The sequence below is a fragment of the Prevotella sp. oral taxon 376 genome, from assembly GCF_003043945.1.
GTDB lineage: Bacteria > Bacteroidota > Bacteroidia > Bacteroidales > Bacteroidaceae > Prevotella.
Map to the genome: position 1 here is coordinate 1,955,348 of NZ_PYXG01000001.1, position 25,083 is coordinate 1,980,430.

The 25,083-nt window shown below is 41.7% G+C and carries 41 protein-coding genes, 1 tRNA gene and 1 pseudogene; 19 read left to right on the forward strand and 24 right to left on the reverse strand.

Translation table 11 applies throughout. From position 1 onward, the window contains the following. The 4 genes from recN (at position 1) to C7120_RS08605 (ending at position 4,776) form a co-directional block, all read left to right on the forward strand. Positions 1 to 1,665, forward strand: coding sequence for a DNA repair protein RecN (gene recN, locus C7120_RS08590; RefSeq protein ID WP_107621191.1), 1,665 nt, complete (start codon positions 1 to 3; stop codon positions 1,663 to 1,665). After that, positions 1,662 to 3,320, forward strand: coding sequence for a serine protease (locus C7120_RS08595; RefSeq protein ID WP_107621192.1), 1,659 nt, complete (start codon positions 1,662 to 1,664; stop codon positions 3,318 to 3,320). The genes recN and C7120_RS08595 overlap by 4 nt, the downstream gene beginning before the upstream one ends. A gap of 49 nt (positions 3,321 to 3,369) precedes the next feature. Next, positions 3,370 to 3,444, forward strand: a tRNA-Arg gene (locus C7120_RS08600). A gap of 189 nt (positions 3,445 to 3,633) precedes the next feature. Then, entirely contained in the window at positions 3,634 to 4,776 is a 1,143-nt protein-coding gene (locus C7120_RS08605) for a site-specific integrase (RefSeq protein WP_107621193.1), read from the forward strand. 42 nt (positions 4,777 to 4,818) lie between these two features. Here C7120_RS08605 and C7120_RS08610 read toward each other — a convergent pair whose 3' ends face one another. From C7120_RS08610 to C7120_RS08680, 16 genes are all read right to left on the reverse strand, one after another. Beyond that, a complete protein-coding gene (locus C7120_RS08610; protein WP_107621194.1) occupies positions 4,819 to 5,367 on the reverse strand; it encodes a thymidylate synthase ThyX in 549 nt (182 codons plus the stop codon). Positions 5,368 to 5,382: 15 nt separating this feature from the next. Further along, complete coding sequence (locus C7120_RS08615) at positions 5,383 to 6,237, reverse strand: hypothetical protein (RefSeq protein ID WP_146154228.1); 855 nt, start codon at positions 6,235 to 6,237, stop codon at positions 5,383 to 5,385. 344 nt (positions 6,238 to 6,581) lie between these two features. Then, complete coding sequence (locus tag C7120_RS13785) at positions 6,582 to 6,863, reverse strand: hypothetical protein (RefSeq protein WP_146154229.1); 282 nt, start codon at positions 6,861 to 6,863, stop codon at positions 6,582 to 6,584. A gap of 139 nt (positions 6,864 to 7,002) precedes the next feature. Beyond that, on the reverse strand, positions 7,003 to 8,184 hold the full coding sequence (locus tag C7120_RS08625) for an RtcB family protein (protein ID WP_107621197.1): 1,182 nt from the start codon (positions 8,182 to 8,184) through the stop codon (positions 7,003 to 7,005). Next, positions 8,156 to 8,308: a hypothetical protein gene (locus C7120_RS13925; protein WP_158267361.1), complete on the reverse strand. Its 153-nt coding sequence runs from the start codon at positions 8,306 to 8,308 to the stop codon at positions 8,156 to 8,158. Before C7120_RS13925 ends, C7120_RS08625 begins: the two co-directional genes overlap by 29 nt. Next, positions 8,305 to 8,661 carry a hypothetical protein gene (locus C7120_RS08630; RefSeq protein ID WP_107621198.1) on the reverse strand — a complete coding sequence of 119 codons (357 nt, stop codon included), beginning with the start codon at positions 8,659 to 8,661 and terminating at the stop codon, positions 8,305 to 8,307. The genes C7120_RS13925 and C7120_RS08630 overlap by 4 nt, the downstream gene beginning before the upstream one ends. 2 nt (positions 8,662 to 8,663) lie before the next feature. Continuing rightward, positions 8,664 to 8,924, reverse strand: coding sequence for a hypothetical protein (locus C7120_RS08635; protein WP_107621199.1), 261 nt, complete (start codon positions 8,922 to 8,924; stop codon positions 8,664 to 8,666). Position 8,925: 1 nt separating this feature from the next. Then, entirely contained in the window at positions 8,926 to 9,162 is a 237-nt protein-coding gene (locus tag C7120_RS08640) for a hypothetical protein (RefSeq protein ID WP_107621200.1), read from the reverse strand. Positions 9,163 to 9,180: 18 nt separating this feature from the next. Then, entirely contained in the window at positions 9,181 to 9,630 is a 450-nt protein-coding gene (locus C7120_RS08645; protein WP_107621201.1) for a hypothetical protein, read from the reverse strand. A 1-nt stretch (position 9,631) separates the two neighbouring features. After that, entirely contained in the window at positions 9,632 to 9,892 is a 261-nt protein-coding gene (locus C7120_RS08650; protein WP_146154230.1) for a hypothetical protein, read from the reverse strand. Between the two features lie 99 nt (positions 9,893 to 9,991). Continuing rightward, positions 9,992 to 10,258, reverse strand: a complete 267-nt coding sequence (locus tag C7120_RS08655) for a hypothetical protein (protein ID WP_107621203.1) — start codon at positions 10,256 to 10,258, stop codon at positions 9,992 to 9,994. Between the two features lie 199 nt (positions 10,259 to 10,457). Beyond that, positions 10,458 to 10,643 carry a hypothetical protein gene (locus tag C7120_RS08660; RefSeq protein WP_233247050.1) on the reverse strand — a complete coding sequence of 62 codons (186 nt, stop codon included), beginning with the start codon at positions 10,641 to 10,643 and terminating at the stop codon, positions 10,458 to 10,460. 58 nt (positions 10,644 to 10,701) lie between these two features. Continuing rightward, on the reverse strand, positions 10,702 to 10,872 hold the full coding sequence (locus C7120_RS13930; protein ID WP_158267362.1) for a hypothetical protein: 171 nt from the start codon (positions 10,870 to 10,872) through the stop codon (positions 10,702 to 10,704). Between the two features lie 279 nt (positions 10,873 to 11,151). Continuing rightward, positions 11,152 to 11,466, reverse strand: a complete 315-nt coding sequence (locus C7120_RS08670; RefSeq protein ID WP_146154250.1) for a hypothetical protein — start codon at positions 11,464 to 11,466, stop codon at positions 11,152 to 11,154. Between the two features lie 68 nt (positions 11,467 to 11,534). After that, entirely contained in the window at positions 11,535 to 11,903 is a 369-nt protein-coding gene (locus C7120_RS08675) for a hypothetical protein (protein ID WP_107621207.1), read from the reverse strand. A gap of 183 nt (positions 11,904 to 12,086) precedes the next feature. After that, on the reverse strand, positions 12,087 to 12,956 hold the full coding sequence (locus C7120_RS08680) for a hypothetical protein (RefSeq protein ID WP_233247051.1): 870 nt from the start codon (positions 12,954 to 12,956) through the stop codon (positions 12,087 to 12,089). Between the two features lie 687 nt (positions 12,957 to 13,643). Between C7120_RS08680 and C7120_RS08685 the strand changes: the two genes are divergently transcribed. From C7120_RS08685 to C7120_RS08755, 15 genes and pseudogenes are all read left to right on the forward strand, one after another. Next, the gene (locus tag C7120_RS08685) at positions 13,644 to 13,835 is read left to right on the forward strand and encodes a helix-turn-helix domain-containing protein (protein WP_107621209.1); all 192 of its coding nucleotides are present in this window, start codon (positions 13,644 to 13,646) and stop codon (positions 13,833 to 13,835) included. Continuing rightward, positions 13,819 to 14,127 carry a hypothetical protein gene (locus C7120_RS13790; protein WP_146154232.1) on the forward strand — a complete coding sequence of 103 codons (309 nt, stop codon included), beginning with the start codon at positions 13,819 to 13,821 and terminating at the stop codon, positions 14,125 to 14,127. The genes C7120_RS08685 and C7120_RS13790 overlap by 17 nt, the downstream gene beginning before the upstream one ends. After that, the gene (locus C7120_RS14155) at positions 14,124 to 14,405 is read left to right on the forward strand and encodes a hypothetical protein (protein ID WP_107621210.1); all 282 of its coding nucleotides are present in this window, start codon (positions 14,124 to 14,126) and stop codon (positions 14,403 to 14,405) included. Before C7120_RS13790 ends, C7120_RS14155 begins: the two co-directional genes overlap by 4 nt. Further along, the gene (gene dcm, locus C7120_RS08695) at positions 14,402 to 15,670 is read left to right on the forward strand and encodes a DNA (cytosine-5-)-methyltransferase (RefSeq protein ID WP_107621211.1); all 1,269 of its coding nucleotides are present in this window, start codon (positions 14,402 to 14,404) and stop codon (positions 15,668 to 15,670) included. The genes C7120_RS14155 and dcm overlap by 4 nt, the downstream gene beginning before the upstream one ends. Positions 15,671 to 15,681: 11 nt before the next feature. After that, on the forward strand, positions 15,682 to 16,728 hold the full coding sequence (locus tag C7120_RS08700; RefSeq protein ID WP_107621212.1) for a hypothetical protein: 1,047 nt from the start codon (positions 15,682 to 15,684) through the stop codon (positions 16,726 to 16,728). A gap of 14 nt (positions 16,729 to 16,742) precedes the next feature. Continuing rightward, on the forward strand, positions 16,743 to 17,060 hold the full coding sequence (locus tag C7120_RS08705) for a hypothetical protein (RefSeq protein WP_107621213.1): 318 nt from the start codon (positions 16,743 to 16,745) through the stop codon (positions 17,058 to 17,060). Continuing rightward, entirely contained in the window at positions 17,048 to 17,788 is a 741-nt protein-coding gene (locus C7120_RS13935; RefSeq protein ID WP_158267363.1) for a hypothetical protein, read from the forward strand. Before C7120_RS08705 ends, C7120_RS13935 begins: the two co-directional genes overlap by 13 nt. A gap of 35 nt (positions 17,789 to 17,823) precedes the next feature. Further along, the gene (locus C7120_RS08715) at positions 17,824 to 18,189 is read left to right on the forward strand and encodes a hypothetical protein (protein ID WP_107621214.1); all 366 of its coding nucleotides are present in this window, start codon (positions 17,824 to 17,826) and stop codon (positions 18,187 to 18,189) included. Continuing rightward, on the forward strand, positions 18,186 to 18,665 hold the full coding sequence (locus C7120_RS08720) for a class I SAM-dependent methyltransferase (RefSeq protein ID WP_369916856.1): 480 nt from the start codon (positions 18,186 to 18,188) through the stop codon (positions 18,663 to 18,665). The genes C7120_RS08715 and C7120_RS08720 overlap by 4 nt, the downstream gene beginning before the upstream one ends. A gap of 6 nt (positions 18,666 to 18,671) precedes the next feature. Then, positions 18,672 to 18,887, forward strand: a complete 216-nt coding sequence (locus C7120_RS08725; protein WP_107621216.1) for a hypothetical protein — start codon at positions 18,672 to 18,674, stop codon at positions 18,885 to 18,887. A gap of 149 nt (positions 18,888 to 19,036) precedes the next feature. After that, complete coding sequence (locus C7120_RS08730) at positions 19,037 to 19,483, forward strand: hypothetical protein (protein ID WP_107621217.1); 447 nt, start codon at positions 19,037 to 19,039, stop codon at positions 19,481 to 19,483. Position 19,484: 1 nt separating this feature from the next. Beyond that, entirely contained in the window at positions 19,485 to 20,354 is an 870-nt protein-coding gene (locus C7120_RS08735; RefSeq protein ID WP_107621218.1) for a phosphoadenosine phosphosulfate reductase family protein, read from the forward strand. 11 nt (positions 20,355 to 20,365) lie between these two features. Next, positions 20,366 to 20,728 (forward strand): hypothetical protein, encoded by a 363-nt coding sequence (locus tag C7120_RS08740; RefSeq protein WP_146154233.1) that lies wholly within the window; start codon positions 20,366 to 20,368, stop codon positions 20,726 to 20,728. 2 nt (positions 20,729 to 20,730) lie between these two features. Continuing rightward, a pseudogene (locus tag C7120_RS14360) lies at positions 20,731 to 21,135 on the forward strand (YopX family protein); the annotation flags it as partial. 343 nt (positions 21,136 to 21,478) lie between these two features. Beyond that, the gene (locus C7120_RS08755) at positions 21,479 to 21,808 is read left to right on the forward strand and encodes a DUF551 domain-containing protein (RefSeq protein ID WP_107621220.1); all 330 of its coding nucleotides are present in this window, start codon (positions 21,479 to 21,481) and stop codon (positions 21,806 to 21,808) included. Positions 21,809 to 21,989: 181 nt separating this feature from the next. Here C7120_RS08755 and C7120_RS08760 read toward each other — a convergent pair whose 3' ends face one another. From C7120_RS08760 to C7120_RS08795, 8 genes are all read right to left on the reverse strand, one after another. Further along, a complete protein-coding gene (locus tag C7120_RS08760; protein WP_107621221.1) occupies positions 21,990 to 22,250 on the reverse strand; it encodes a helix-turn-helix domain-containing protein in 261 nt (86 codons plus the stop codon). Continuing rightward, positions 22,247 to 22,465 (reverse strand): hypothetical protein, encoded by a 219-nt coding sequence (locus C7120_RS08765; protein WP_107621222.1) that lies wholly within the window; start codon positions 22,463 to 22,465, stop codon positions 22,247 to 22,249. Before C7120_RS08765 ends, C7120_RS08760 begins: the two co-directional genes overlap by 4 nt. Next, on the reverse strand, positions 22,465 to 22,710 hold the full coding sequence (locus tag C7120_RS08770) for a hypothetical protein (RefSeq protein ID WP_146154234.1): 246 nt from the start codon (positions 22,708 to 22,710) through the stop codon (positions 22,465 to 22,467). Before C7120_RS08770 ends, C7120_RS08765 begins: the two co-directional genes overlap by 1 nt. A 90-nt stretch (positions 22,711 to 22,800) precedes the next feature. Continuing rightward, on the reverse strand, positions 22,801 to 23,106 hold the full coding sequence (locus C7120_RS08775; RefSeq protein WP_107621224.1) for a hypothetical protein: 306 nt from the start codon (positions 23,104 to 23,106) through the stop codon (positions 22,801 to 22,803). 45 nt (positions 23,107 to 23,151) lie between these two features. Further along, positions 23,152 to 23,460 (reverse strand): hypothetical protein, encoded by a 309-nt coding sequence (locus C7120_RS08780; RefSeq protein WP_107621225.1) that lies wholly within the window; start codon positions 23,458 to 23,460, stop codon positions 23,152 to 23,154. Positions 23,461 to 23,693: 233 nt separating this feature from the next. Beyond that, a complete protein-coding gene (locus tag C7120_RS08785) occupies positions 23,694 to 24,242 on the reverse strand; it encodes a hypothetical protein (protein WP_107621226.1) in 549 nt (182 codons plus the stop codon). Positions 24,243 to 24,308: 66 nt separating this feature from the next. Beyond that, positions 24,309 to 24,725, reverse strand: coding sequence for a hypothetical protein (locus tag C7120_RS08790; protein ID WP_107621227.1), 417 nt, complete (start codon positions 24,723 to 24,725; stop codon positions 24,309 to 24,311). Beyond that, the gene (locus C7120_RS08795) at positions 24,725 to 25,042 is read right to left on the reverse strand and encodes a helix-turn-helix transcriptional regulator (protein WP_107621228.1); all 318 of its coding nucleotides are present in this window, start codon (positions 25,040 to 25,042) and stop codon (positions 24,725 to 24,727) included. Before C7120_RS08795 ends, C7120_RS08790 begins: the two co-directional genes overlap by 1 nt. Between the last annotated feature and the right edge of the window lie 41 nt (positions 25,043 to 25,083).

A 25,083-nucleotide genomic window follows, 5' to 3' on the forward strand; every position in this document is an offset into this window, starting at 1 on the left:
ATGCTTCAACAATTATATATTCGAAACTTTACGCTTATAGAAGAGCTGGATATTGCTTTCAATAGAGGTTTCTCGGTAATTACTGGTGAAACAGGAGCGGGAAAGAGTATAATCCTGGGGGCCATTGGTCTTTTGTTAGGTAGCCGTGCAGATGCCAAGCAGATAAAGATGGGCGCAGATAAATGTATCATAGAAGCTCATTTTGACCTTTCGCAGTACGACTTACAATCCTTATTCGACGAGAATGACATCGACTATGATGTTCACGACTGTATTATTCGTAGAGAGGTAAACTCTAATGGAAAGAGTCGTGCCTTTGTAAATGATACCCCTGTAGGCCTTAATATTTTAAGAGAACTGGGGGTGAATCTTGTTGATATTCATTCTCAGCATCAAAACCTTTTACTTCAGAAAGAAGATTTTCAGTTGGGTGTGCTTGATGTCATAGCAGCTGATAGAAAACTCAAAGAGGAATATCAGTTGTCGTTCAAGGCATATAAGAAGGTGGAAAAACAGCTTCAGCAGCTTCATGAGGAAATAGAAAAGACAAAGGAGAACGAGGATTTTCTGCGCTTTCAAGTGAATGAGATAGAACAGGCTCATCTTGAAGAGGGTATGCAAGAAGAGTTGGAACAAGAGAGTGAGACAATGGCACATGCTGAGGAAATCAAGTCGGGACTTTATTTTGCTGATAATCTTTTGAACGGAGATGAAGCTGGGCTGGTCCAACAACTCAAGCAGGTTTCACAGTCTCTACAATCGATAGAGAAGGTTTACCCTAAAGTCAAAGAACTTTGCGACCGCATGAATTCAACCTATATAGAGTTGAAGGATATTTCCGAGGGAATTAGTGGCAGCATAGATGGTATAGACTTTGATCCCATCAGACAAGAAGAGATAAACGATAAGCTTGATACCTTGTATTCGCTCCAGCAGAAATTTCATGTCAGCACGGTGAAAGAACTCTTGGACACCCTCATGAATTTCAAGCAACAGCTGCATAATATTGAATATGGAGAAGAAGAATTATCTGTGCTTGAAAAGGAAATAGGTCGCCTCCAGTCTCATGCAGAGAATCTGGCTGGCAGGCTTACCATTTCCAGGAAGGAAGCTGGTATGCAGGTGGAACGGGAAATGCATAATCGTCTCATACCGTTGGGTATGCCCAATATTCGCTTCAAGGTGGAACTTTTAGGAAAATCTCTTTCAGAAGATGGTGCCGATAAAGTTCAATTTCTTTTCAGTGCAAATAAGAGCACGGCATTGCAACCGGTTGCCAAAGTTGCCTCTGGTGGTGAGATTTCTCGTGTTATGTTGTCCCTGAAGGCAATGATTAGTAATGCCGTGAAGTTGCCCACGATAATTTTTGATGAAATCGACACAGGCGTAAGTGGTTGGGTGGCAGAGCAAATGGCACAGATTATGTACGAGATGGGAGAAAGCGGACGGCAAGTTATCTGCATCACCCATCTTCCCCAGATTGCAGCCATGGGTACCACACACTACCGCGTCAGCAAGCGAGAGACACAGCAGGGGACAACAAGTCATATGGTGTCCCTTTCACAGAAAGAGCGCATTCTGGAAATTGCCCAAATGTTAAGCGGAAACGATATATCGGATGCCGCAATTGAAAATGCAAAATCATTGTTGAGAATTAGAATATGAAAAGATTTTTTTATATGGTAATTACGCTCATGTTGACACTAAACTGTAGTGCCCAGATTGAGCGTGCGTCCCGCTCGGTATTCACACTTACGACATTTAATAAGGATGGTTCTATTCTTGCTTCTTCGCATGGAGTTTTTGTGGGTGCTGATGGTGAGGCTATTGCGACATGGACTCCTTTTGTAGGAGCTGACCATGCGGCCGTCGTGGATGCTGGTGGCAAGGAAATGCAAGTAATATCCATTATTGGTGCTAATGAAATTTATGATGTCTGTAAGTTTCGTGTTAAAGGTAGCACAAAAGCTGCACCCCTTGCCAAAGTCCCTTCAGCAAGAGGTGAAAAGGTTTGGATCATGGGCTATTCATTACGGAAACCCCAGATTGACCAGCGGAATGTGCAGAGTACCGAGAAGTTTATGGATAAATATACCTATTATATCTTCTCTTCCACAGCTCCTGAGAATACAGCGTCATGTCCTTTTGTCAATTCCAAAGGCGAAGTGATAGGATTGTTACAGCACAGCAAGTCTGGTGAACAGATTTTTGCGACCGATGTCAATTATATCAACGATTTTTGTGTGAAGAATGGTCTTGCCATTAATGAGCCCGTACTCCGTCAGACGGGTATTCCAGTAGAGTTTCCCGAGAATCAGGAACAGGCTACCGTGATGCTGACTTTGGCGCAAAGCCAGGGCGATTCACTGAAGTATCTCAAATATATTGATACATATATACAACATTTTCCAACTGCGGTTGAAGGCTATACAGCAAAGGCGGAAAATCAATTCCGGGCAAATGATTTTGCGGGAGCCGCATCTACGATGGAGACAGCCTTGAATAAGGCAAGCAAGAAAGATGAGGCGCATTCGGTATATGCCAAACTTATCTATCAGAAAGAACTCTTCAAGAGCGATCTGCCTTTTGAGACATGGAGTCTGGATAAAGCTCTGGATGAGGCAGAAGCCGCCTATAAGATGAATCCTCTTCCTTTCTATTTGCATCAGCAGGCGCAGATTGTTTTCTCAAAACAGGACTACCAGAAGGCTTATGACATGTTCATGGGACTGGCGAAGACCAATCTGCGTAATGGTGAGCTCTTTTATGAGGCTGCGCAATGTAAAACGCAGATGAAGGCACCTCGTACAGAGATAATGGCACTCCTTGACAGTGCCATCGCTGCCTCGCCGCAACCTCTGAATGCAGTCGGGGCTCCTTATGTTCTGGCTCGTGGCTCTGAATACTTCAATGCCGGGGAGTTCCGGAAAGCCGTAACTGATTTTAACCAATACGACTCCCTGATGCAGGGGCGTCCAATCAGTAGTGAGTTTTATTATACTCGTCAGAAAGCAGAAATGCAGATTCGCCAGTATCAGCAGGCCTTGGATGATATCAATCGGGCAATCCTACTTACCCGTGATAGCCCTACACTCTGGGCGGAAAAGGCTTCACTCCACTTGCGTTTCAACCAATTGGAAGATGCTATTAAGAGTGCTACGGTCTGTACGCAGCTGGAACCAGATTATGCCGATGGTTATATTTTGCTGGGAGTAGCCCAGATGGCTAAGAAGAATAAGCCCGAAGGTGAGAAGGCCTTGCTCAAAGCGAAGGAACTCGGCGATCCGCGTGCGGATGAATATTTGAAGAAATACAGGTGAAAATTTGGTATTATCACGCAAATTGCTTACTTTTGCACACGATTTTGCAGGTTCCGTAGCTCAGTTGGATTAGAGCAACAGCCTTCTAAGCTGTGGGTCTTGGGTTCGAATCCCAACGGAATCACTTTAATAGTTAGAAAATCAGGCTTGTTAAAACGCATAACAAACTGATTATCAGCTGTTAAAATAATTATCAAACAAGATTATCACTTTGTTTACACCCTGCCAAAGGCGGACAAAAACGGACATTAGGGTACATTCTCGTAACAAAATCGTACCAAAGCGTCGTACCAATTTTGAAAGTTAAAGTGATATGAAAAAAATAGCAAATACAAGGATTGTCTTTGATAGGCACAATACTGCATCTAAGAAAGTTGCAGTACCCGTTTATGTTGAAGTTACCTTTGTCAAAGTCAGGAACTTCTATAACACAGGTGTAAAGGTGAAAAAGGATCAGTTTCGCAATGACAGAGTATGTAATTGCGGCCAGCAGGTAGAGTACAACAAGCGCATTGATATTGTTCGTAACACGATTATTGACTATATTAATACAAAATTAGAGAACAATGAGGCGTTTACTCTTGCTGGGCTGAAAGAGTATATGAGTAACAATAGTATTGTAGGTCGCAAGGACGCCTTTCTGTCGTTTATGTATCAACGCATCTATGAGCGCAAAATAACAGATGGAACAAGGAAAGGGCATTTGTCTGTCTATCATGTCCTCAAACGCTGGGGAAGAATAAAGGACTTCTCTGATATTACACAAGGCAACATCCTATTGTGGAATGAGCTTTCGATTACCAACGCCATAAAGACAAAGTCCATTTACAATTATCACAAAGTATTGAAGCTATACATCCGTGAAGCAAAGTTATTCGGTTATGTAAAAGAAAACCCGTATGATGTTCTTCATTTTAAGCGTTCAGAGAACTCTGATAGGCGTTTCCTATCAATAGAGGAGCTTGATAGGCTTAAGGCGGTAAAACTTACAGAATTACCCTTAATTAAGGCGAGGGATTGCTTTCTCTTTCAGTGCTACACCGGACTTGCTTATGTGGATATGTGTAATTTCGATTTTGAGAGTATGGCAAAGGAGGTGGACGGAGCATATAGGGTGAAGAATGAACGTGTAAAAACGGGGAATGCGTATAATATCACACTACTTCCTCCTGCGATGGAAATATTGAAGAAGTATGAGTATCATCTACCTATACAAGAAATGCATGTCTATAATAGGAATTTGCAAGCAATTCAATATCGAGCAGGAATAGAAAAGCATATCAGTTCGCACGTTGGAAGACATACTTTCGGGACTGTGTGCATTAATCAACACATACCTATAGAGGTCGTAAAGGAGTTTATGGGACACAAAGACATCAAGACTACTGCTATATACGCAAAGATATTGGATAAGACGGTGAACAAGGAGTTTGATAAGCTCAAAAACGTATTCTAAAGAACGGAAAGGGTGAACGAATATAGCCCACCCTTTCTCTGTTTAATACATATATTTATATCTTTCTACCCTAAACTCGTTACTCTTATCATAATGACACGAATTTATCTCGGGGCAGAAACCTCGATAACAACAACTTGGGACGCAATACTTTGCAAGTATAGGCTCAATATCGGCTAACTTTGATATTACTCCATTCCAAATCTTTCTCGTTTCCTTAGAAGCATTTATACACAGTCTGACCTTAGAAATATTGATGATTTCCTGCGCATTGAGAGAAAGCATAAGGTTTACCGGCTCGCCTTGCTTCATTTCGTTGCGATCAAGTCCGGACTTGGTTATATCTGGTCGGCTTGTTGATACATACGGCTGTGCGTGAACGTGTCTTACTAAGTGCCCCATTACCCAATAAGGAATATCGAATAAACGTACCTCAAAATGCAATTCCCTTAGCGGACTGTGCTCCGCTCTTATAATCTGTATCTTAAACTTATCACTCGGTTCGTGGTCGAGTGGTGGCAAACGTTGCGTGAATCTTGCAGCATTCACAACGTCGAGCCAAGAGGACTTTCTTTCTACTTCTATCTTCATATTCGCAAATAAATCTTAATCAAAAAACACAGTTTGCTCATTGACTTGTTCATCATCAGTAATCTTAATTGGTACTGGCTTGTCAAGCCTTACCATGACTTTTATTCGTGAGAATTGAGAGGCATCTATTGGCATGAAAGCACAATTGGTGTCTTCTGATACAAGATATTTGCCGTCCCACGACCAGTGTGCTCCATGACAATCTACAAATGTTCCCTTGTTTGGCGTAAGTGTTCTTAAATCAGCCTTTCTGCCAACGTTAGAAACATTACTATACAATTCGTTGTACTCAGGGCGCATTGCTATGACTTCCCTGAATAAATGTAGATTATAATCCTTCAGCTGATTCATAAAAGCCGGCAGGTGTTTTTTAAGATAATCCTCTATAACAGCATTGTCAAACCATGTCCTTGGTCTGAATTGCAGTATATGCTTGTCTATAAACTCTTTTGTGAACTTACTCTTTTCAACCATGACTATCGTTCCACCAAAGCCAAAATCTTCTCGTAAGGCAAAATCAGCATCTTTATTATTGTGAAGAAACGGTATTGGTAAATACACCAAGTCCACAATATTACATACTTTTGAGACACAGCCCAACGAAACGTTAAGGGTTTCCTTATGCTCCGCTTTGAAATCTCTGATAAAAGTACCATAAGATTTAGCCCTCATCGTTGGTCCTGTGCATGAATTTATTTTACCATACTTGCACCTTCGGACATAGTTTCTTAACAGACACATCCCTTGTGCATATAAATTGCATCTTTCTGGACACTCACACAAATACATAAAGCCCCTTGCTCTATCTGTTAATTTTTCTCTACTAAACAAAGAAGAGCCATCGCTAATATACGAATATATTTCTTTCATTATATCTCTGTTTTTGTAATCGGTTTCCTTTTTATCTTATGGAATCATCAAAAGTTTTCCATACGTATTTACAGATAAATTCTTTAGCTTCGCGGTAAGACTTGTAACAAACATTGTCAAATGTTGCAAGACCATTAGAAATAGACATATTACTCCATGATATAAAAAATCTGCGTTGTGGATAAAATAACTTATCTCCATTCGCTAAATTTTCTTTCTTCACTATTCGGTAATGGGGTATATTACAATATATTACCAATACAATTATAGATAACAAGATTGCTACTGTAATTACCAACACCAATATTTCAAATAGATTATTAAATACTATCATATCGTTTTTATTAATGTTTACACATCAGATTAATCGTCTTGTTGGTTTCCTCTTTTAGAAGAGAATCAAACCTTCTACAAATATCACTAAGTCTTGTAACATCGGCTTCGTTATTCAAATCAAGATTTAGCTCTTCTATGATGATGTTTTCAATACCTAATTTTATATTGCTATTATTCATTTCTAACCACATGGCACACACCTCTCGTCTTGGATAGGCAATTCTATCCCAGAACCATTGCTTAAAATCAGACCATGTGTATATAGGTATGTTTATTCTTATGCGTTTCATTGTTATAACATCTTAAATTTTCCACATTTCTTGCACCTAAAGCCAATAGTACCATGTTCATTGTTAATGTACCCCGTTAAATCAGGAGTTGTTTGTACATAATCGTGCTTGCAAAACAAACGCTTTAGTATTTTCATTGTCAGTTCGCTTTATAGTTATATATAGGCTTGATAATCTCTACAATATCCGCTGTAGGCTCTATCGCTTTCATAATTTCATCGATAGGCTTGTAAACCTGTGGAGCTTCGTCTATGGTAGCTTCATTTACAGAAGTAGTATAAATGCCATCCATAGACTTCTCGTAATCATTCATTGATACAGTTTCCTTTGCCTTACTTCGGCTCATTAAACGTCCAGCTCCATGTGGAGCAGAATGATTCCAATCCTCATTACCCTTTCCAATACATATCAGAGAGCCATCACGCATATTGATAGGAACAATGAACTTCTCTCCTTTCTGTGCACTTACAGCACCCTTGCGAAGTATCATATTCTTTGTGTCAATGTAATTGTGAATGGTCTCAAACGTGCTGACAGCGTGCAAGTCCATTTGCCCCAATATCAGTTCAGCAATAGTCTTTCTGTTCAGAGAGGCAAACCGCTGGACAATCTCCATATCGTTGATGTAGTCCTCGAAGTCCTTGCCCTCTAAATATGCAAGTTCTTTTATAAACTTTGGTTGACTTAACTTTTGCAATTCGGAGTTGATATCCTTTTCACGACCTTGTGCCTTTAGGACTGCTATCAACTCTTTCTTTTTATCAGCCAAGCTGTTCAATTTCTCATAAGCAAGATTCTGATAATAGTTACATACACCTACGCCAAGGTTACGACTACCTGAATGGATGACAAGATACAATCTCCCATCTTCGCTCCTGTCCACTTCTATAAAATGATTACCACCGCCGAGAGAGCCAATGGAAAGAATAGCACGCTCCAAATTAACGTGTTCGGCGCATCTTAAATTCTTGAAGCTAAAAGAATGTATAGGAATAAGATGGATATTGAAACCCGATGGCACGTGTTTATGTATCACCATATCCAACTCTTTTAAGTCAACATCTTGCTCTTGTAGTTCTACAACTAACATGCCACATCCAATATCTACCCCCGTGAGATTTGGGGTAATCTTATCAGTGATAGTCATAGTCGTGCCAATCGTACACCCCTTTCCTGCGTGCGAATCGGGCATAATACGAATTTTGGCATTATGATACGGTTCAAAATCAGCTAATGCCTTAACCTGCTCGTAAGCCTCATTTTCAAATGTTTCGGCAAATACTTTTACTTCATTACCGATGCTGTTCTTTATTATCTTCATTATTCTCGCTTAATAATTTCCATGCTTCATACGAAATCGTTTCTGGGTAACGAGTAGCAAGGATTTCTCTCAAGGAAGCCTCTGCAAGAAGAGATATTATCTTTTTACGTTTTGCTTTATTCATATCCCCAACGCTTTCTTTAGTCGTTCCTTGTAATCTTTATTAGCGGCTTGCTGCGCTTCATAGAGCGTTGCAAAGAACTTGTCGCCAATAGAAAATATACCCAATATTTTTACGTCCCAAACATCATTGTAAAAATCTATCCCATAATCAAAAAATGGTGTGCGAGACTTGTACTTTTTCTCGCTGTCCTTTTCCCATTCCAAATTGGGTAAATTCTCAACCACGGTCTGTTTACCTGCACCATAAGCATAGTTAATCGCTCGCTTTACATTAGCAACCGACACCGTGTTTCCGAAGTTTGCCTTACGGTCTACATAGTGCAGAATTCTATCTAATATCTTTTTGTATTCCATATCTACTCCTTTCCTCGGTCTTCAATGTGAAATGTTGTCCATAGTAGCGTCATACTTTCCACACGACATTGACCGTCTTTAATTGTTTTGTCTTTGAAATATTCTTTTAGCTTCGCCATTACCTCATACTGTTCGCAATCTCTTTTGTCAATAAAGAAATCTCCCTTATCGGCAAAGCTCTTGCCATCTTCACGGTTCTCCCACGAACGAGTATTAAAGATTTTCTTCAAGCCGGCTATTGCCTGCTGTTTTGTTATTTCCATACTATCCTTCTATTTTCAAGGTGTTGGTAAGAAAGTCGCTGATGTAATCATTGGATCTCTTCACGGAAGCAAGACAACTATCCCAGTTATTGCAAACTACATCGTCCACTCGCTTTACCATTTCATTTATCAACTCACAATACGCTTTCAGATTCTCAAAGCGTTCTTCGTCAATGGAAGTATCGCCTATAGGCTCTATGTTACCAATCAACTTGTTTACAATGTCTATTAGTTCCATAATCTTGTAACTTTCTTATTATTTGAATATGCTGTTTATTAGCAATACTGCCGCAACTCCCCATCCGCTGAACGCTATTGTATATGCTATACATCTTGTGATAGTAAATCTTCTCAAAGCGTCTGCATAACGGTTCTTGAACTCAATCGCATCGCCAAACTTCCTCTCAAAGGTTTCCGTACAAGCATCGGACAATATCCTTTCTATCTTCCTGCGTCCTTTCTCTGTAATAATTGGGCCAAATTCGTCGTTCTTATATAAGCCATTCTCGTGTGAGAATACATTGGTATAGAAAACTGTATCTCCGTTGTATTTATCTTGGAATCCGACTCTAATATCAATTCGGAACACACCATGTTCTTGGTAATACTTCTTCGCCAAGTCGCGGATTTTTCCATCGTTCAACTCGGCTTTTTCTTGAAGTTCGTTATACTCATACTCGCTTAATTGTACAATTCTGTTTTCCATACTAAATTTCTTTTAGGTTAAACAAATCTGCCTGTGTCATACCCTCAAACCAATCAGGGTTAAAAGGGTTGCAGCAGTAAAGTCTTTTGTACTGATCCTCGGATATTTTCCACAGGCTTTCATTATACTGGAAAGCCCATCCCGTTCCGAACTTCTCTACCATCTTATCACGCGCTTCTTCGTAGCTTTCGGCTTCCTCTATGTGGTAGCAGTTGTGATACTTGGTATCACTCATCATAAATGTAAAATAAAATCGTTCCATATTTCTTTTCTTGTTAGGTTGTATTTCTTCTGTTTCAAACGGATAAGTTGCACGTATTCCTGCCACGCTTCCTTTCCATATAATTGAATAATAATTTTTCTATAGTCCTTTTCTTTCAGGGATGGTAGAATTGATTTGCTCATTTTTATATCTTTTTACGGTTCCTTGAAATAATGCCCAAGTATTTTCTTCTATCACTTTGAGCTTAACCTGCTCTTGTCTTACAATGTAGGCAAAGGCTTTTCTTTGCCACTTAGTATTGCGCCTAACCTTGAACAGTACCTTTGTAAGCGCATATTCTTTGTTATAAACGAGAGTTGCTCCTTTGCAAGCCTTCTTAATCTTGCGTGGAATTAATTTGCTCATAACTTATCTTCTTTATAAAGTTCGCAAGCTGGATTAGTAACTTTTATTTTCAACAGTCCGTTGAAAGTTCGGTTGCTCTTCCGCTTAGCACAATATTGTATCACTTTACTCTCGCATTCCCATCTTTCCCGATATGCGCACGTTCGACAGAATTTTGTCGGTTTCAGGGTGGCTTGTGGCGAGATATCAAATAATCCATTCATAACTGAATTTCAATTTTGTTGTTTTCTAAAATCTTTCTGTAATACTCATTCTCTTCTTCGAGTTTGGTAATGATACATTTCAAGCGTTTAGCCTCTGCATTGTAGCGTTCACGCTCAAAACTCTCATAGGTCGTGTTATGACAGGTGCAGCGTTCAATATCGTTACTTACAGCTACTGCCATACACCCGGGAACAAGCACCTTCCCAACGCCCTTAATATTCTCATAATGGCATTTCATATCATAATATCACCACCTCTCGATTTGGGTATTCTCCCTCGACTTCTATATTTTCAGCTTCTCGCCAGCCGCAGTATTCACCGCCGTAGTCTCCATTTTGGATAGACACTTCAATATCTCCATACTTTTCATATGCCTCTTGAAGCCTTTTCTGTAACTCTGATATTGTCATAATTCTTCTTTTTCAAATTCTGTTTTTAATAATCGGCATGTAAAAAGTCGACCATTGCGACTTCCATCATGGAAAAATGATTTATAATCATTGTAAAGTTTGGAAGACGGATTGAACGAAATAAATATATAGTTATCCGTTCCATTCAAAACATCCATCCCGTTCAAATAGACCTTTCCTGTCTTTGACAAGTTGTTTCCATTCACAAGAGGCTGATAGTACAGTCCCGTTGCCTTGTGTCTAATTCTGTAGGGTTTCATATTGAATATTGTTTATAAATTAATTATCAAACCAAAAAACAAACCTTACCTCTTCCTTTCTAAAAGCTCTCATATAAGCTAAGAGTGCGTCGTAGTCTTCGTTAATATACGACCCAAGAGGTTTTCGTGCTTCTTTTATAGCTGTTTCTAATTCGTCTTGAGTAACCCAGCTGTGAGAGTGTGCATCGTATCGCCATAGTTCATAGTCTTCCTTTGTCTTATAAGATATATCATCAGGCAACCCCTTTGGTTCAAAAGCCTTAATACTTCCATTATTGCGGACGTTTGCCAACGCCGCAAACATTTCATATGCTCGCGATCCATCAAAATCCATGGAATGATTCCAAGAACAATTCCTGCTTCTTGTTTCTACGTGTCCGTGTATATCACAACCCATAATTATTAAATTTTATGTTCTACCATTTGTTTACTTACCCACTCAACGGCATTTTCGTGCATGTCATTGGCTTTTATGTCATCAATCTCATTGAGTTCCCATTCACAGCCAAGACATATTTCTCTCTCGACATCTATATCGTGGAACACCATATCGTTTGGGTCAGAATAGAAGGCCATCGTTTCGTAATAGCGTTCATTTCCGACGGTGTTAAGGGTGAGTCTTCCCCAATATTCGACCATTAGTCTTCCAACTGTGCTAACAACCACTTTTTGGTTTTCGTATTCCAATAAGGTGTTTCTTCTGAAAAGACACCTGTCAGAACAAATGAAATATCCTGCCCAGCCTCTTTCTGTTCTTTTTAATTGTTTCATAGTTATATCGTTTTTTGCACACTCTTTTTCTTGCGAAAATCGTTACTTTTTGACGAGTTTTACTTTCAGTTTCTTGCTCGTGCGCTTACGCTTGCGTGGGTATGCAACATGTACGCCTGCAGTAGGTAGGCTTGAATTATGTAGTATCGTCTCAAAATCTAAATTACTCTTTCTCATAATAAATTAAGCATTAAAATTGTCAAGATAAGCAAGTGGATTAGGTTTCTCAACTTTGTGCGATAGTCTCTTTTTGTGATTGTAGATAACATGCTGGAAGCTCCTACTTACTTTGTTGTCTATGATTGTATATTTGCAACCAAGATTAACCCATCCAGACCAACATCCGCTCTTTGGGTTATACCAAGCAACGAAATGTCTATGATAAGGTTTGTTTGTGTATTCGCTTGCGGTCGTGTCGTTGAGAACGGGGATGACGCACTCTGCTACCATTTCACTCTTGCTTACTTCCTTGTCGTCCACCATTCCTTTTATATATCTGCTTGCAGAAGCCTTGCTCATCCCAAAAGACTTTGCTAAACAACGCATAGATTTCGGTGCTTTAGAACGGTTACACGAAAATTTATTTTCTTGAACCAACTCGTTCCGTTTTTCGGCACTGAAAACATTGTGAAGCAATGTTCTTCGTAAAAGAGTAATGACTTTGCGAAGTGATACTTTCGTTATCTTTTCTCTGTTATTTACAAAGACAGAATCTTCTGACACAACATCAATCTTCCGAACATAATCTTCGGCTGATTTATATTGACCTCGTTTACCTCTTGTGATGATAAACTTACTCTTGAATGGTTTTGCAAAAAGACAGTTCTTCTTCTCATTATAGATAAAGAGCTCACTTTCTTTTGCCATTTCAAGTAAAGACTTCGCTTTGTAATAGGAAACACAGAACAACTCACCAAAAGCCTTTATACTCAAATTATTCAAATATAAGGTAGAATTCTCGTGCAAGGCTTTGACTATTGCAGCCAAAGCTATCATTTCAATGGCATGCTTATCAAAGCGATGTCTTTGAAGTAAATTAACCGGCATGTTCAATGTCTTATACATACACAAGTATGAGGTCTTACGCCAAAGGATAGCCTCTACTCTATTCCTTTGGCCGCCTCAATTATCTTTAATGTGAATGTCCTGTTGGCAGCGTTGATGTAGAGGAAATCAACTGCTGCAAAGATACAAATATCTAACAAACATCTATTGTGTTTCGCCATAAATCTATTGTTTGTTAGATATATTTAACAAATATCTAACGAAAATATTATGTGCAATTCTCACCTTTCAATCTGCTTTATCGTTAATTAATAAACTGATTTATAAGGGTTTTGCGGTATGATGTAATATTTTAAAAGTAATTATTATTCCCCAAACAGGCTACATTATCAATCTTAATCTTTCTAAATACAGATAGATTTTTGTTAGATTTTCTTGCACATGTTTAGACTTTTGTGTACTTTTGTCATCGCAATATGATTGCAAGAGGTATTTGACTTATTGGGTCAAGAAGGCCGAAAGGTGGTTGTGTATAGCAGAAATGCCGAGACTACACAAGAGACCAAATAGGTTATATGACGATAGTGCGTACAGTCCTTTAACGCATTGAGTAGCCTGATTGGGCGACAGGAATCGCTAAGTCATACAACGAATATAAAAATAGCCCACACTGTCATTTATGTGGCTGCAATCGAATTGGGTGTGGGTACATATAATATATAAATAAACTATTAAATGAACACGGAAAGTAAATTTTTGAACATCAAAGAAGCTGCAGAGTATTTAGGTTACTCCGCTGGCTATTTATACAAGTTGGCAAGTCTAAAGAAAATCCCGTCATACCAGCCAACGGGAAACAAAATTCTTTTTGATAAGGAGGAAATAGAGAAATGGGCAAAGAACGGAAGCCATGAAAATCAAAGATGACACAGAGCCAGTCTACCTTATTGACTTCTGCCGAAGAAAAGAATGTCAACAAATCAAAGTAGTAGAGACAAACGACGAGGAAATCCATGCGTTCCTAACAGGTATCTTTTCCAGCAAGCGAAAGAAAGGCAATGCAAGAATAGAAGATGGGACATTAGTAAGGGTACGCAAAATAGCAAAAGACGGCTCTTGTTGTGAAAGATTGCTTAACATGCCAATCTATAACATAAGCCCTTTACAGGCGAGAATTTACACACAAAAATGTATTAGATATTATTTTGAAAAACAATGAACATAGATTTTACAGAAAACAAATACGGGCACTTCGCATTAAGCGGAATATATCTGCTAAGGTGTTTCAAACATCTTGGCTTAGGGGCATGGGGGCTTGCAAGACTCTTTCACGAAAGAGTGATTAAACGCTACCCTCTTGCTATCATATTAGCCGTAATACTCTCTTCTATAGTCTTGTGTGCCGTACAGATAGGTAAAGCAAGGGCAGAGAGGGATAATGTTAGCCATGAACTGTATGTAACCCAACAGAAACTTGATAGCTTGAGTGCAAGATGAACGTACTAAGCCTTTTCGACGGCATGTCGTGCGGCAGGATAGCCCCGAAAGAGTTAGGTATCACGCCTAATATCTATTACGCTTCCGAGATAGACAAACATGCCATAGCGCAGACACAGCTCAACTTTCCCGACACGGTGCAACTCGGAAGTGTTACAGATGTTGATGTAAGCAAACTCGAACCGATAGACCTGCTTATCGGCGGAAGTCCCTGCCAGTCTTTCAGCTTCGCTGGCAGGCGCAACGGAATGACTACTACCGAACACGAGGAGGTATTAACGCTTGAACGCTATCTCGAATTGAAAGAACAGAGCTTCGAGTTCGAGGGGCAGAGCTATCTGTTTTGGGAGTATATGCGTATTCTGACCGACATTCGCAAATACAACCCGAATGTTTTGTTCTTCCTTGAAAACGTGGAAATGGGAAAGAAGTGGGAGTCAGTGTTAAGCCACGCTATCGGTCTGTACGGCGTGCATATCAACTCGGCTTTGGTTTCAGCACAGAATAGAAAGCGCATCTACTGGACAAATATACGTACACGTAAGGAAGGCTTGTTCGGGGAGATTTATACCGATATTCCCCAACCCGAAGACAGAGGTTTGCTATTGAAAGATATTCTCGAACAGGAAGTAGACGAGAAATATTACCTAAGCGACAAAGCTGTTAGTGCTTTGATTGCACATAGAGAACGCAACAAAGAAAACGGCAATGGCTTCGGGGCTGTATTTCACGAGCCGCAAGAGAAAATGGGTGCACTGAATGTTGGAGGTAAAGGTATGTATGATTTGGTAAGCATATACCAGCGCCCGAGAGGCTTCAATGCAGGTGCAGAATATACGGACAAATCACCGACATTAAGCACCCGTTCATGGGAGCAGAATAATCTATTGTGTATCTCTTCCAACCAAAAGCATGCTACTATCTCCGAAAACAAAAGCACGCCGCTTGTTGCAGCTGGTGGAATGGGTGGTGGACATGTGCCGATGGTGTCGTATATAGAAAAGAATATCAGACATGCGGACGAGAAAGCTCACGCCATGTTGGCGACAATGCACAAAGGCGTACAGGCTAACGGAACCACATTAATAGCAAACGAACGGGACTTTATGCGCATCCGCCGCCTGACGCCCACCGAGTGCGCCCGCTTGCAGACTATCCCCGAATGGTATAAGTGGGAGTGCTCCGAGACGCAACAGTACAAGATGCTCGGCAACGGGTGGAATATAGAGACTATTAAACACATTTTCAGTTTTATGAGCTTATAAACAATATGACAATGGAAAAAGAAAAGAAAATAATTGCCTATAAGGGCTTTGACAAAGATTTGAAATGTCGCGGATTTCAGTATGAAGTCGGCAAGGAGTATGAAATTGATGGCGACATCAAAGTTTGCGAACGAGGCTTTCATGCCTGCGAAAGTCCTTTGGAAGTGTTTGACCACTATGACATGTTGAACTCTCGATTTGCAGAGGTGGAACAGTCAGGGGAAATGGACAGAGAAGATACCTCTACTAAAGTCTGCTCCTCTAAGATTAAGGTAAAGGCAGAATTGAAACTTGCAGATATTATCAAACTCGGTGTCGAGTGGCTAAAAGAAACGACCTTACCGGGAAAGGTGGCGACCAAAGGTAAGCTGAATGATAATGGCGGGGACTATGCCCAGATTGGTTCCAGCGGGGACTCTGCCAAGATTGGTTCCAGCGGGGACTCTGCCAAGATTGGTTCCAGCGGGGACTCTGCCAAGATTGGTTCCAGCGGGGACTATGCCAAGATTGGTTCCAGCGGGGACTATGCCAAGATTGGTTCCAGCGGGGACTATGCCCAGATTGGTTCCAGCGGGGACTATGCCAAGATTGGTTCCAGCGGGGACTCTGCCAAGATTGGTTCCAGCGGGGACTATGCCAAGATTGGTTCCAGCGGGGACTCTGCCAAGATTGGTTCCAGCGGGGACTCTGCCAAGATTGGTTCCAGCGGGGACTCTGCCAAGATTGGTTCCAGCGGGGACTATGCCAAGATTGGTTCCAGCGGGGACTATGCCAAGATTGGTTCCAGCGGGGACTCTGCCAAGATTGGTTCCAGCGGGGACTATGCCCAGATTGAAAGTACAGGAGAAGACTCTGTTATAATGGCCGCTGGCTACAACTCTATTGCGAAAGCAAAAAAGGGGAGTTGGATAACACTTGCCGAATGGAAGAAAGACCGTGAAGACGGAAAATGGAAACCTGTCTGTGTAAAGACCGAGCAAGTTGACGGGAAACGCGTCAAGGCTGACACTTGGTACGAGTTGGTTGACGGAGAGTTTGTAGAGCAACAAGAATATTAAATTAATTAAAAACAATGGAAGCAATTAAAAAATTAATCGGAAAGAAAGTGATTGTACGCTCTTACGGAGCAGGTGTGTTTTTCGGAACATTAAATGAAGTCGAAAAATGCGAAGACAAGTACACGGTAGAGTTACTTAACTGCCGTAGGCTTTGGCAATGGGCTGGAGCGTGCAGCATTACACAACTCGCAGTAGATGGCACGAAAAAGCCCAACGAATGTCGTTTTACAATTACAGAGAAAAGCATTGTTGTTGCATCTGTTATCGAAATACACGAGTGTTCAAAAGATGCTGTTAAGTCAATCGAAAGTGTAGACGAATGGAAGCAATAGATAAGATTAATGCGTTTTTGCGCATAGACGAATTTCCTTCTGGCTCTGGCTATGGCTCTGGCTCTGGCTCTGGCTCTGGCTCTGGCTATGGCTCTGGCTATGGCGGTGGCTATGGCTCTGGCTCTGGCTATGGCTCTGGCTCTGGCTCTGGCTCTGGCTCTGGCGATGGCTCTGGCTATGGCTATGGCTATGGCGATGGCTCTGGCTATGGCGATGGCTCTGGCTCTGGCTCTGGCTCTGGCTCTGGCGATGGCTCTGGCGATAATATTAATTCAATAAACGGGAGTGCTGTCCACACAATAGACGGCATTCAAACTATAATAGCTCAAGTTGTTGGGCAGTATGCTAAAGGGTTTATATTGGGCGGCGACCTCACGATGACGCCTTGCTATATTGCTAAATGTGGCAATTCCTTTGCGCATGGAGAAACGCTAAATGATGCCTTTAGGGATGCAAGGGTGAAATTTGAAGAGCGTGCCCCTCTTGAAGAACGAATTGCACGATTCAACACTTTGTTTCCAGAAAATGACAAGCCCATTTCTGGTAGGGAATTATTTTCGTGGCACCATATCCTTACAGGCTCCTGCCTGATGGGGCGTGAGAATTTTTGTAGAGAACACGGGCTTGACATTGATGCCGAATATACTATTGCAGAGTTTATTCGCCTCACGGAGAAGGCTTACGGAAAGGAAGCCATTAAACAACTCAAGGAGAGCCGTGGCATTTAGCCACGCTCTTCTTGTATATCTTAAGAATTAAAACAATGAAACATAAAGATTTAGCAAAAGAGTACGCTACAGCAAGATTACAAGGTAGGCTTAGCGGAAACGAGGTGTCCTTTTCTGACAACAAAGTCTTCACCGAAGAAGATATCAAGGCAGCTTTCAACGCAGGGCGTGAGAGCGTGGTGGAGAATATGCCAAAGTTGAAATGGGAATGTGAATACCCATATACGGCAGACGAGGCTCGCACTCCAATAACCATTTTTCATATCTTTCATAATGACGATGGTTTCCATCTGGCTGGATATGGACTTGGACTTAGTAAAATGTTCGGCACATTGGACGAAGCTAAGCGTTTCGCTAACGAGGACTACAAGAAACGTATTAAACAAGCATTAGGGTTATGAAAAGAATATTAGATGCTTGTTGTGGCAGTCGTATGTGTTGGTTTGACAAACATAACTCCGAAGCACTGTTTATGGATATTCGCAAAGAAACAACGACACTATGTGACGGGCGTACATTGGAAGTCAATCCTGATGTTGTTGGCGATTTTCGTAATATGCCATTTGATAATGATAGTTTCCATATCGTGTTGTTTGACCCGCCACATTTGAAAAACATTGGCAAATCATCATGGCTTGCAAAGAAATACGGTCGGCTATTCCCAACATGGGAGGACGACATTAAACAGGGCTTTGACGAGTGTATGCGAGTTCTTAAGCCAAGCGGTACGCTTGTGTTTAAGTGGAACGAGCAGCAAATACCGACAGATAGAATTATCGAGATTATAGGGAGGAAACCGCTGTTCGGACACACATCAGGCAAAGGGCAGCATACCATTTGGATGTGTTTCATTAAGCAAATTAAGATATTAGTATAGAATAGCATGAAAATTAAGAAAATAATATCACAGTATCGCAGAGATTTTCAAGCGATATATGAGTGTGAGCATTGCGGATATACGAAGAAAGGTTACGGATATGATGATGATTTTTTCCATAACGAAGTTATCCCAAACAAAGTATGCCCTAAATGCGGTAAGAAAGCGGCAGACGATTACCGTCCGTTAGCAACGAAATATCCTGACGGAATGCAAGTGTGAAAACTTATACGCAATAAAAACAATACTGCACTAAGCCAGATAGGTTACGCCCGTCTGTGCCTCGCTTCAAGAACCTGAGAAGTTCTGGCGAATGTCGGAGGCTGCGCTATCGGCCATACGGGCATTTATTAAAACTCAATATTAAAAAGATGAAAACATATGTAATCACATTATCAAGGTATTTCCCCGCTAATCATAGTAAGGCGGGAATGCCTACTGATTTCAAAGAAAAATTCCTTAAGGGAGAAAAGATACACACCATTCGTTTGAACTACCCTCTGTGGGAAAAGCGCATTGAGGAAGTGCAAGGAGGCAAAGCCGTGCTATCAATAAGGCAGTGGGCAGGCAAGCCAGGACACAGCAAGCAAATCGAAATCGCACGGCTGACAGCTAAAGACGGAGCAGGAATACAGAAACTTTGCTTCCCTAACCGCTTAACAGCGTGGGTTGATTATCCCGAAAGAACATTATCCGTTGATTTCAAACACCTTGCAAAGAACGACGGACTTTCCCTCGCCGACTGGTGCGACTGGTTCAGACTCTATGACCTGTCAAAGCCCCTCGCGATTATTCACTTTACGAAATTCAGATACTAAGATGAAGATACTCGTACAATTTAGCGGAGGCAAGGATAGTCAAGCATGCCTCATAAAAGCTGTGAACGATTATGGTAAAGATAAAGTAACAGCCGTGTTTTGCGATACCGGCTGGGAGCATGCGGTAACCTACGACCACATACATAGTGTTGTGGAGCAACTCGGCGTACCACTCGTTACGCTCAAAAGCAAGAAGTACAAAGACTTCGTAGACATGAGTATCAAAAAAGGGCGTTTTCCATCATCGCAGAGACGGTTCTGCACCTCGGAACTGAAAGTTATACCGATGATAGATTATATTCTTTCGCAAGATGAGAGTTTCATTATCATTCAAGGCATCAGAGCAAGAGAGAGTAAGGCGAGAGCAGGCTACGCCATGGAATGCTCATATTTCCTGGAATATTTCAACGATGAAGTAAAAGGCTTGTATCACAAGAAAGCAGTACTCGAATGGTGCAAGACGCACGATGCGAGTGTGCTTCGACCTATATTCAAATGGTCGGCACAGGAGGTCATCGATTACATCCTCGCCAATGGCCAGCGACCGAACCCTCTATACGAGCGTGGCTTTGCACGTGTAGGCTGTTTTCCGTGCATTATGTGCCGCAAGCGTGAAGTCCAACTTATTTCAAAAGATAAATGGGCTTCTGAACGCCTAATAAAAGCGGAGCAAAGAATGAAAGATGAAACGAAGTGTGGCTCGTCGTTCTTTTCGCCTGGTTACATTCCTGCACGTTTCTGCTCCAACGGGCAATATCCAACAGTGCAGGAAGTGTTCAAATATGTGAACCGCAACGACGCCCAGCTTGATATGTTCGAGCTGGAGGAAGGATATAGTTGCATGAGCCTTTATCATGGATTATGTGAATAAAAAATAAAATTATGAAACAGATTTGTACAACAATGGAGCAGAGCAAGAAGCTCCAAGAGTTAGGTATATCGGTAGATACCGCTGATATGTTTTATCCTTTAGGTTCGTCATTTCCTGAAGTGTGTGATAGCGGAGATAATTTACAAGTGGATTATCCCGCTTGGTCGCTCGGAGCATTGATTGCGATACTTCCTGATACTATCATTCGGGACGACAAGTCCTGTTGTGGCTTGTCAATCCTCAACATGGGTGTTTATTATCAATCCTTGAACGGGAAAGAGATTGTGCACGGCTGTGAAAAAGACAGCATTTTTGAGAATTGCATTGATATGGTAGTGTGGCTGGTAAATGAACGACATATAAAAACTAAATGATCATGAAGCGAGAAATTAAATTTAGGGGAAAACGAATCGACAATGGAGAGTGGGTATATGGAGACTTACTGCACGTTAAAGACAAAACGCACATACTATTTGCCGATGAGGAATCAATGGCTATAGATTGTTTGAAAAATTACAAAGTCAGCCCCGAAACCGTTGGACAGTACACTGGGCTAAAAGACAAGAACGGCAAGGAAATCTACGAGGGGGATATTATTGGCCTTTCATACCGGGATGGTTGCCTTATTGCAGAGGTTGTATATAATGAAGAAGAAACAGCCTTTTGCCTTAAATTAATAGATCGTAAGGCTATTGGCACTCGCTCTTTGGGTAATTGGTTAAGTTTAGGCTATGAGTGTGCGATTATAGGAAATGCACACGATAATCCAGAGATGGTGAAAGGAGGTACAAAAATGAGAAAGATATTTACAATGTGCACCTCTATAGAAGAAGCTGACGAAATTGGGCACTTCATAATGTCGAAAGGATATGAGGGTGTACAAAATGACAGTTACAGATACTGTCGAGAGGAAATGGAATTTTATCTAAAAAGGAATAGAGCTGTACATAATAGGAATTTCGTTTTTGTTGGGGCTAATAGAGATATGATGATAGTATCTTATTGTAAAAAGATTATGAAGAAAATGGGACTTAAATATATCGAAAAGCCTCGTGTCTTCAAAGAGTTGTTAGAAGAAAATGAGTATGTACAAAAGATTAACATGAGGGGAAAATAAAGATATTATGACACGAGAAGAAATAATACGGCAAGGCGCACCTGTCGGGCCTAACTGCTTTGAAACTGACAGGGAGGAACAATGGTACAAGGCAGGGCTGCACGAGGGGGCAACAGCCACTCCCTGGCATGATGTGAAAGAGGAATTGCCGGATATTAATATTCCTATTTTGGCATTAACACACAGTGGGAATGTTGTAACTACATCGATGTACATTCCAAGAGACGTTAATGGAAACATTTTAGGTGATAAAGAATGGAAAGGAAATCACGCTTTCAAACGAAGCATTACGCATTGGATGGAGATTCCGCAATTACCAGAGAAAGGAGGCAAATGATGACAAAGGTAAGAATTGTCCCCGCAGGAATATGCTCCTACGAAGTATAGGTGAAACGCAAGTGGTATCTGCCGTGGCAGACGGTCTATGACCGAGGTCTCGGTCTCCCATGGCGAGGCTCGTTCGCAGATGCAAAGAGGATGAAAGCTGGAATTTTGGATGAGTATGGATGAAAGGACTGTTATAGCCGTTCGTCAACGAAGACAGGAGAAGTCGGCGCAGTCCGCTTAGTCTCTACAAAGTCCACGATATATCCGACTGCTTCCGCAATCAGCTCCAGCGTGTCAAGACCTGCCGAGTAGGACCCCTGCTCAATACGGCTTATGTGCTGCTGCCTTAATCCCGTAAGCGTCGCAAGCCTGGACTGGCTAAGACCTCGTGCAGCCCGTATCTCGGCAATGCGACGGCCTATGCGTTTTCTTGTCTCTTCCTTGTCTGTCATATCAGTTCCTTGTGATTTTCGTACATATATTCGCCTATCTCTCTCATGATCCTCGCAATCTGCATGTAGTCGCTTACGGGCTCGTCATTGAGCCATGTTATCTTCTGGGTCTCGTTGAACTTGCCCTGCTCAAAGCGAACCACGATTCCGTTCCTGGTATCAGTGAGCACCCACCATCCCGGGCGGGTGCTCTTCTGTAGGATAAATCGACTCATCAATAATACACCTTTTCTGTACGGTGTACCATATCGCCTACAGGGTCATCCTCTGTTGCCGTAGAGGTATCGTAGACTTCATACCAAAAATTCGTATTTCTATAATCGCATTCGTTATCTCTTTCGTCAAGAGGGGTTTTACCTTTAACCTGGCCGTCAGACCAAGCTATGGCATCAGCTTTGTCTTCAAACATGGCAACCGAAGAACTTTCAACAGGATTGCAAACGAATACCAAATACTTCATAATTCTGACTTGACCGTGATGTCGAGGGCTGAAAACATTTTCTTGTTTGTATAAATCAACTCTTCATAAAAAACTAAACGGAGGCTGGGACTAAATGTCCCAGACCATGATTTGCATTTTGAAGCCGTCAGGTTTTTCAAACTCTACGCAGGCATCGAAGTCTTCGGCCGGGGTCTGCGCAAAGCCCACACAGAAGTCTTCTGCGGGCTCTACCGTGCCGTTGTATGTCATTTCTTCAAGTTCGGCGAGCAAGGAGTCGACAGCGTCCTCGTCGGCCAAATTGTATGTGCCATACCCTGCGCCGCCTTGACCCAGGGTTACGATCATCGGTGTATCGCCGATGTGGCTCTTGATAAACTCTACTACCTGTTCTCTCGATATCGTGATATTCTTCATATTTTCTGCCCGTCATGCCGATAGCGAAGCGTTAAGATGGTTATTTCAAAGTTCGTTTTTGTAACTCTCGACAAGAGTCAACTCTGGATTCGGTACGATGCACCACCCAGTCTGTGGATTGTATACTGGCTTTTCTAAAGTCTCATTATAGGCAAGGCAGTCGAAAATGTCGAAATCTTCTTCAATCTTTACTTTGTTCATGTCAACCTCTACAGTATATATATAGCTGTGGTCGTAATAGTTACCGCAATCATCAAGCCCAAGCGCAAAAGCCTTGGCTTCTTCAATATTTTTCGAGAAATACAAGTAACTCGGGTTGACTGTCTCTTGGTGTGTGCCGTGAAAGAATTTCATTTTCTCGTGCCGCTTATAGGTTGCCGCCCTTTCTAAATGGTTATTGTTTTATACTGCAAAGATATAAAATATTTCCAAATACACCAAATATTATGTAGATTATTTTTGTTTTTAACCAAGATTTAACGCTTTTGGCGTTGTTTGTTAACTAAATTAACGATAATCCCCGCCTATCCATCACGGACGGGTGGGGCAAGAAAATAAACTAAACCTATGAAAAACTATGAAGAAAACTATATGATGCGTCTTGCCTTTAGCAGCAGCCAGACAGTCGCACCGATTATGGCAGCAGCCAGACAGCCCATGGCGATGCCCCCCAGGTCCATCTTCAGTTGCTGCCATTTTGTGAGCCTTTTCTCGTGCGTTGTTTCAGCATCCACTTTGTTCCGGATTCCATTGGCTTGCCGGTTGCTTACACGGGTACTGTCATTGGTAATGGAACTCTCTTTCTTCTCGCTTTCGTGGTGTGCACGCCGCCGTCTATATGCCTTGACACCATGAGCTTTAATGTTCCCGTCCGGGTCTATCATCAGTTCTCCTCCCTCGTTGGCGAACTCAACAATCCCAAAGTCCGTAGTGTATTGCAGCTTTTCAGTACTCTCGACAACAGAATGTATTGTGCGCGCGCTGTCAGCTTCCGTCTTTGTCGTGTCAACACTCTCTATCGACATTCGCTCCGTTATGGCTTTCTTCGTGCGACACCCCGAAAGCATGGAGATAAGCATGCACACGAGCAATCCCCACGCAAGTCCCGTAATCCTTTCTTTCAATTTTTTGTCCATACGCATAAAATTAGCGGCAATCTCAACAAATGTGGGACTGCCGCTAATTTTTCTACAAGTTCACTGTTACAATATCTCCATTGAGATATCTTCACTTATCATAGAGGCCACATTGATAGGTGGTAAGATGAGTGCCCAAAAAGGGGTGCCCTCCGTCTTGCAATACAGCACGCCACGAGCAACGCCCACGGTCTGTGCCGCCAGATAAGACAGGGTTTCCTTTGGAATGGTTACGACCGTGCCTTTGAGCATGGCTTTCCAGTCTTCGGGGTGTATGTCAAATTCACAACAGACTTCTATAACAAGAATAGGCTGATTCTTGTTTGCAAACAAGAATCGTGCAACCGGAGCTATTTTATGTTCGTCCGAAATCTTGAACTGAAGCCGTGTCTCCAGCGAAAAGGCATCTTGCCCCTGCGGCATATCCTCCACGAATATGGCGAACTGCTCGACATTTATCTTGAACATTCTGAATCGTATCATCACGCAGCCCCTTTCTGATTTGTCGTTACCTCCCAAGGCTGCATGTCCCGCAAGCAAGTCTTATTGCCAAACTTCTCATTATATAAATGGTATTCGCTTGCCATGGGAAGGTTTGCAATACAGACCCCCTGCTCATTGACGATATACTGCTCTATAGGAATGAACTCTATAGACGGTACATAGCCGAATGCCAAGGACAGCTCCGTAAGCTTGCTGAGCTTATGGTCATAATCGCCGTTCAGAAGTTGCGTAACATATCCGCTCGAAACGCCAAGATGCTCCGCTAACTGCTTTCTGTTCCTACGGGTCCTTTTCATAAAGGATTCTGCGCAGTTATACAACGAGATCTGGATTCTTG

Bases quoted from the DNA above. Each gene is read 5' to 3' on its own strand.
- C7120_RS13925 (WP_158267361.1), bottom strand. From the start codon at position 8,308: ATGAATAAAGCAAAACGTAAAAAGATAATATCTCTTCTTGCAGAGGCT.
- C7120_RS08725 (WP_107621216.1), top strand. From the start codon at position 18,672: ATGAAAATTAAGAAAATAATATCACAGTATCGCAGAGATTTTCAAGCG.
- C7120_RS08625 (WP_107621197.1), bottom strand. From the start codon at position 8,184: ATGAAGATAATAAAGAACAGCATCGGTAATGAAGTAAAAGTATTTGCC.
- C7120_RS08795 (WP_107621228.1), bottom strand. From the start codon at position 25,042: ATGAAAAGGACCCGTAGGAACAGAAAGCAGTTAGCGGAGCATCTTGGC.
- C7120_RS08785 (WP_107621226.1), bottom strand. From the start codon at position 24,242: ATGGACAAAAAATTGAAAGAAAGGATTACGGGACTTGCGTGGGGATTG.
- C7120_RS08700 (WP_107621212.1), top strand. From the start codon at position 15,682: ATGGAAAAAGAAAAGAAAATAATTGCCTATAAGGGCTTTGACAAAGAT.
- C7120_RS08660 (WP_233247050.1), bottom strand. From the start codon at position 10,643: ATGGCAGTAGCTGTAAGTAACGATATTGAACGCTGCACCTGTCATAAC.
- C7120_RS08765 (WP_107621222.1), bottom strand. From the start codon at position 22,465: ATGAGTCGATTTATCCTACAGAAGAGCACCCGCCCGGGATGGTGGGTG.
- C7120_RS08790 (WP_107621227.1), bottom strand. From the start codon at position 24,725: ATGATACGATTCAGAATGTTCAAGATAAATGTCGAGCAGTTCGCCATA.
- C7120_RS08615 (WP_146154228.1), bottom strand. From the start codon at position 6,237: ATGAAAGAAATATATTCGTATATTAGCGATGGCTCTTCTTTGTTTAGT.
- C7120_RS13790 (WP_146154232.1), top strand. From the start codon at position 13,819: ATGAAAATCAAAGATGACACAGAGCCAGTCTACCTTATTGACTTCTGC.
- C7120_RS08770 (WP_146154234.1), bottom strand. From the start codon at position 22,710: ATGAAGTATTTGGTATTCGTTTGCAATCCTGTTGAAAGTTCTTCGGTT.
- C7120_RS08730 (WP_107621217.1), top strand. From the start codon at position 19,037: ATGAAAACATATGTAATCACATTATCAAGGTATTTCCCCGCTAATCAT.
- C7120_RS08735 (WP_107621218.1), top strand. From the start codon at position 19,485: ATGAAGATACTCGTACAATTTAGCGGAGGCAAGGATAGTCAAGCATGC.
- C7120_RS08630 (WP_107621198.1), bottom strand. From the start codon at position 8,661: ATGGAATACAAAAAGATATTAGATAGAATTCTGCACTATGTAGACCGT.
- C7120_RS14155 (WP_107621210.1), top strand. From the start codon at position 14,124: ATGAACATAGATTTTACAGAAAACAAATACGGGCACTTCGCATTAAGC.
- C7120_RS08760 (WP_107621221.1), bottom strand. From the start codon at position 22,250: ATGACAGACAAGGAAGAGACAAGAAAACGCATAGGCCGTCGCATTGCC.
- C7120_RS08755 (WP_107621220.1), top strand. From the start codon at position 21,479: ATGACACGAGAAGAAATAATACGGCAAGGCGCACCTGTCGGGCCTAAC.
- C7120_RS08640 (WP_107621200.1), bottom strand. From the start codon at position 9,162: ATGGAACTAATAGACATTGTAAACAAGTTGATTGGTAACATAGAGCCT.
- C7120_RS08655 (WP_107621203.1), bottom strand. From the start codon at position 10,258: ATGAGCAAATTAATTCCACGCAAGATTAAGAAGGCTTGCAAAGGAGCA.
- C7120_RS08720 (WP_369916856.1), top strand. From the start codon at position 18,186: ATGAAAAGAATATTAGATGCTTGTTGTGGCAGTCGTATGTGTTGGTTT.
- C7120_RS08740 (WP_146154233.1), top strand. From the start codon at position 20,366: ATGAAACAGATTTGTACAACAATGGAGCAGAGCAAGAAGCTCCAAGAG.
- C7120_RS08780 (WP_107621225.1), bottom strand. From the start codon at position 23,460: ATGAAATTCTTTCACGGCACACACCAAGAGACAGTCAACCCGAGTTAC.
- C7120_RS13930 (WP_158267362.1), bottom strand. From the start codon at position 10,872: ATGACAATATCAGAGTTACAGAAAAGGCTTCAAGAGGCATATGAAAAG.
- C7120_RS13785 (WP_146154229.1), bottom strand. From the start codon at position 6,863: ATGAAACGCATAAGAATAAACATACCTATATACACATGGTCTGATTTT.
- C7120_RS08635 (WP_107621199.1), bottom strand. From the start codon at position 8,924: ATGGAAATAACAAAACAGCAGGCAATAGCCGGCTTGAAGAAAATCTTT.
- C7120_RS08595 (WP_107621192.1), top strand. From the start codon at position 1,662: ATGAAAAGATTTTTTTATATGGTAATTACGCTCATGTTGACACTAAAC.
- C7120_RS08605 (WP_107621193.1), top strand. From the start codon at position 3,634: ATGAAAAAAATAGCAAATACAAGGATTGTCTTTGATAGGCACAATACT.
- C7120_RS08715 (WP_107621214.1), top strand. From the start codon at position 17,824: ATGAAACATAAAGATTTAGCAAAAGAGTACGCTACAGCAAGATTACAA.
- C7120_RS08645 (WP_107621201.1), bottom strand. From the start codon at position 9,630: ATGGAAAACAGAATTGTACAATTAAGCGAGTATGAGTATAACGAACTT.
- recN (WP_107621191.1), top strand. From the start codon at position 1: ATGCTTCAACAATTATATATTCGAAACTTTACGCTTATAGAAGAGCTG.
- C7120_RS13935 (WP_158267363.1), top strand. From the start codon at position 17,048: ATGGAAGCAATAGATAAGATTAATGCGTTTTTGCGCATAGACGAATTT.
- C7120_RS08670 (WP_146154250.1), bottom strand. From the start codon at position 11,466: ATGGATTTTGATGGATCGCGAGCATATGAAATGTTTGCGGCGTTGGCA.
- dcm (WP_107621211.1), top strand. From the start codon at position 14,402: ATGAACGTACTAAGCCTTTTCGACGGCATGTCGTGCGGCAGGATAGCC.
- C7120_RS08705 (WP_107621213.1), top strand. From the start codon at position 16,743: ATGGAAGCAATTAAAAAATTAATCGGAAAGAAAGTGATTGTACGCTCT.
- C7120_RS08650 (WP_146154230.1), bottom strand. From the start codon at position 9,892: ATGGAACGATTTTATTTTACATTTATGATGAGTGATACCAAGTATCAC.
- C7120_RS08610 (WP_107621194.1), bottom strand. From the start codon at position 5,367: ATGAAGATAGAAGTAGAAAGAAAGTCCTCTTGGCTCGACGTTGTGAAT.
- C7120_RS08685 (WP_107621209.1), top strand. From the start codon at position 13,644: ATGAACACGGAAAGTAAATTTTTGAACATCAAAGAAGCTGCAGAGTAT.
- C7120_RS08775 (WP_107621224.1), bottom strand. From the start codon at position 23,106: ATGAAGAATATCACGATATCGAGAGAACAGGTAGTAGAGTTTATCAAG.
- C7120_RS08675 (WP_107621207.1), bottom strand. From the start codon at position 11,903: ATGAAACAATTAAAAAGAACAGAAAGAGGCTGGGCAGGATATTTCATT.